Origin of the sequence: Sulfuricurvum sp., from assembly GCF_036279695.1 — a bacterium.
Lineage (GTDB): Bacteria > Campylobacterota > Campylobacteria > Campylobacterales > Sulfurimonadaceae > Sulfuricurvum.
Genome location: NZ_DASUIQ010000057.1, coordinates 1 through 3,853, shown reverse-complemented (window position 1 = coordinate 3,853; position 3,853 = coordinate 1). Strand labels below are relative to the sequence as shown.

The 3,853-nt window shown below is 46.6% G+C and carries 5 protein-coding genes; 1 reads left to right on the top strand and 4 read right to left on the bottom strand.

All coding sequences use genetic code 11. The annotated features are described in order from the left end of the window. On the top strand, positions 1-740 hold a 740-nt coding region (locus tag VFW36_RS05770), incomplete at its 5' end, for a hypothetical protein (protein ID WP_329657860.1). 5 nt (positions 741-745) lie between these two features. Here the strand turns inward: VFW36_RS05770 and VFW36_RS05765 are convergent. The 4 genes from VFW36_RS05765 to VFW36_RS05750 form a co-directional block, all read right to left on the bottom strand. Further along, positions 746-1,921 (bottom strand): replication-associated recombination protein A, encoded by a 1,176-nt coding sequence (locus tag VFW36_RS05765; RefSeq protein WP_329657859.1) that lies wholly within the window; start codon positions 1,919-1,921, stop codon positions 746-748. Positions 1,922-1,931: 10 nt separating this feature from the next. Continuing rightward, the gene (locus VFW36_RS05760; protein ID WP_329657858.1) at positions 1,932-2,330 is read right to left on the bottom strand and encodes a secondary thiamine-phosphate synthase enzyme YjbQ; all 399 of its coding nucleotides are present in this window, start codon (positions 2,328-2,330) and stop codon (positions 1,932-1,934) included. After that, positions 2,327-3,268, bottom strand: a complete 942-nt coding sequence (locus tag VFW36_RS05755) for a pseudouridine synthase (RefSeq protein ID WP_329657857.1) — start codon at positions 3,266-3,268, stop codon at positions 2,327-2,329. Before VFW36_RS05755 ends, VFW36_RS05760 begins: the two co-directional genes overlap by 4 nt. Next, a partial coding sequence (locus VFW36_RS05750; RefSeq protein ID WP_329657856.1) for a KpsF/GutQ family sugar-phosphate isomerase occupies positions 3,265-3,853 on the bottom strand: 589 nt, incomplete at its 5' end. The genes VFW36_RS05755 and VFW36_RS05750, both read right to left, overlap by 4 nt.

Genomic DNA, 3,853 nt, shown 5'->3' with positions numbered 1-3,853 from the left:
ACTTTTTCGAACGAAGTGACGGAGTACTGCGGCTAAACGGCAAGGCGGAAAATTTTGTCGCTGGCTGGATGCAGAATATCCGTGCAGATCGTAGCTACGATAAAGCGGATGCCGATAGAAATGGCAAAATCGAGGGGGACGAAGCTAAAGACCTTACCATCGCTTTTGAGCGACAGCGTGACTATGATTATATTGGGAAAAAATTGGTTCAGGTCAATGCGGTGATGGGAGCTAATTATCAAAGTCTGGGTCGCTCTGCCGACGCCCATAACCTCTTTGCAACCGACAAAGAGAAGAGTGAAGACAAAGAAAAGGGCTACACCTACCAACGAAATATTACAACATCACAATACACCAAATTTGAAAACAGTGTCGAAAAGGAGCTCGACCACACCCTCCAAATGGATGCTAACCTCGATGGTACCGTTACACTAGCTGAGGGGTTAAGCGACGAATTCGGTTCAAATTACACTCAACAAGTTATCAATGATATGCAAGAGTTTCATAAAAAATTGTTGAAAGATCACCCCGACCTAGACAACGAATCCCGCCTCCAAAACCATGACATCGGCTTAAGCAGCATCCTATCCGTGGAAGAGGAAAAAGCTCAACAAGAATTATCCCGCAAGCAGGATCTCTACCTAAAAGAACTGTTGGCTCAAAATCCCTACTTTTTAAGCGGGACGGCTACACTCGACATTTTAGATGCGAATAATCCAAAAATTGACACTTACGGCTAATTCTATCAATCTTTATTTCCCCATACTTTCTCGATCCATTCTCCCATCTTTGCTTCATATCCGCTGTTTTTAAACTCGACAAATTTGAGCGGTTTTGAGAGATACTTTTGCTCTACCCAGCCCCCAAAATCGTGCGGATATAAATACCCTTTGTGCTGTTGGCGCAAATGCTCGGGAATATCGAGGATCACTCCGTTTTTCACGGCACTTTGCGCGGCATTGATCGCGTTATAGGACGTGTTCGATTTCGGAGATGCACATAGATAGATCACCGCTTGGGCGAGGATTATACGTGCTTCGGGATAGCCGATTTGTTTGACGCTCATCATCGCCGAGGTGGTCAGTGTCAGCGCTTGGGGGTTTGCATTTCCGACATCCTCAGACGAGAGGATCACGAGACGACGTGCGATAAATTCGGGCGGTTCTCCCCCCTCTATAAGGCGTGCTAAATAATAGATCGCCGCGTCGGGATCGGAGCCACGGATACTTTTGATAAGGGCGGATGCGAGATCATAATGCACCCCCGCTTCCGAGCTTCCTAAACTTTGTGCCGCAGGGCGGAGTGATTTTAGAAGTGCAAGGGTGATCGGTTTATTTAGCGCTGTAGAGACTTCGAGAAGTTTGAGCATCGCCCTAGCATCACCGCCTGAACTGGCAATCAGATATTCTCGCGCCTCCTCATCCATTTCAATGGATGTACGAACTAACAAATCCTCTAACGCATCAAAACCGATGGAATGAAGTTCAAACAACAGTGAGCGCGAACGCATCGCCGCAGTAAGGCTAAAATAGGGATTTTCAGTCGATGCACCGATCACTAACACACTGTTTTTTTCCATAACGGGGAGTAACACCTCTTGCTGATTCTTCGCGAGACGATGCACCTCATCGATAAAAATCAGAGGTTTAGTGAGTGAACCCTCGTATTGATCAAAGATCTTTCGCAAATTTTCGATTTTGAGGGATGTGGCATTAAACTCATAAAAGGGGAGATCCATAACCTCGGCGATGATCCGCGCTAACGTCGTTTTACCGCAACCGGGAGGACCGTAAAAAAAAGAGTGGGTGAGATTGCCGCTCTCGCACAGAGATCGAAGCGGTGAATCGTGTGAACAAAGGTGAGATTGCCCTACCACATCGTCAAATTTTTTGGGACGAAGCAGATAGGTAAAATCAGCCATAAAATTTACATTAGCCTGCAATAACTTTGATGATCACTTCGCGCTCTTGACGAGGGCCGTCAAATTCACCGAAGAAAACCCCTTGCCATTTCCCAAACATCGGACGCCCTTCGTGAACGGGGATGGAGACCGATGCGCCCATGCGAGACGATTTGAGATGAGCCGCCGCGTTGTCTCCGACGTGTGAATATTTGGCATCACTCGGGATAACGGTAGAGAGGGCTGAGAGCAAATCACGGCGAAGATTTTGGTCGGCATTTTCAAACAGAAAAACGCTTCCGGTCGTATGCGGAGTAAAAACGACACAAATCCCCTCTTTAATACCTGATTTAATTACTGCTTCTTTTACTTCAGCACTAATGTCCATTAACTGTGTTTTATGACTGGTTGGGAATTTAAGTGTTTTCATTTTTTGCTACCTCTTTCAAATTTTTTCTCTGGCTTGTATTTATTGGTGCCGAATGGCTCATTGGAAGGTTTAGATTTTGTTTTCGGTTTATCTTTTGAAGCAATCTTTGGTTTATATTCAGGTTTTCCCTCAGCTCTCGGTGCTTTTATCTGAGACTTTTGTTTCTGTTTTTCCGCTTTTTCCACAGCATCCAAAAATTCGCGTAATGAACTGTATTCGTTACGCTCCAAAAAGCGCACTTTTCCGGTCGGAAGGTTGTTAAGTTCAATTCCGCCGAAACTCAGCCGCTTGAGATCAACTATTTCCGCCCCGAAATGGGCAAAAAAACGGCGAAGTTCACGGTTTTGTCCCTCGCCGATAGCAACTTTCAGGATCGAATAATCCCCTTGATCTTTTTGAACCTGATAAGCATAAAACGGGGCGAAACTCATAGGACCCGCATCGGCGTGTTCATGGGCACCGGCACTTGCATCTTCAAGCTCCAGCCCCTCGCCCATAGCGATTTTCATCCCTTCAGTGACAGGCCCTTTGATTTTGATCTTATAGACCCGTTCCATTTTGGAGGTCATGAGTGCCGTCGCAACACGGGATGCATCGGTGAGAAGCAATAATCCTTCGGAAGCAAAGTCAAGCCGTCCAACCGGAATATAATGGCGATATTGTTTTGCGAGCGAATCGTAAATCGTTTTGCGTCCCTGCGGATCTTTTTTGGTCACCAGTTCGCCGCGCGGTTTATTATAAACAATCACCGTAAACTGATCGCTTGGGGTAATCTTGTTCCCGCTGATCATTACGTTAGCATGACGCTCATCCACCTGGGTTGCAGGATTGGTTTCAACCTCTCCGTCAATACGGACATATCCATCGAGGATAGCTTGATCGGCTTCACGGCGTGAGTAAGTCGAGTAGTGGGCAATATATTTGTTTAAACGCATCATGAGATACCTGCTTCCACGAGTGTATGAAGATGCAATGCACCTTGGATCATGCCATCACGATCCGTGACGACTAACAATTGAATTTTTTTCTCTTCGATCAACACAAGTGCATCCGAGGCCAGCATCGTTGCATCATCGATAACGCGAGGGTTTTTCGTCGCATACTCTTTTGCGCAAGTATCCAGTGAAAACGAATCACTCATCAAAGCGCGTCGAATATCCCCGTCACTAAGTAGTCCTGAGAGTTTCCCTTGAGCATCAGTAAGCATTACCGTCCCAAGACGCCCTTCGCTGAGTTTTAAAATCGCCTCTTTGAGAGAAGTATTTTCATCCACAATCGGAAGATCAGAAGTGCGCATCAAATCGGACACTTTCACAAAAAGCCGTTTCCCCAAGGCACCGCCGGGGTGAAACGAAGCAAAATCCTCTTTTTGAAAATTTCGCGCCTTCATCAGACACACCGCGAGCGCATCCCCCATCGCCAACGTCAACGTCGTTGAGCTGGTCGGAGCAATATCGAGCGGACACGCTTCGTGAGTGACGTTGATGTTGATCACCTCATCGCTAAAACGGCCGAGGGTGGAG

Coding starts and splice junctions, on each gene's coding strand:
- VFW36_RS05755 (WP_329657857.1), bottom strand. CDS start 3,268: ATGATGCGTTTAAACAAATATATTGCCCACTACTCGACTTACTCACGC.
- VFW36_RS05765 (WP_329657859.1), bottom strand. CDS start 1,921: ATGGCTGATTTTACCTATCTGCTTCGTCCCAAAAAATTTGACGATGTG.
- VFW36_RS05760 (WP_329657858.1), bottom strand. CDS start 2,330: ATGAAAACACTTAAATTCCCAACCAGTCATAAAACACAGTTAATGGAC.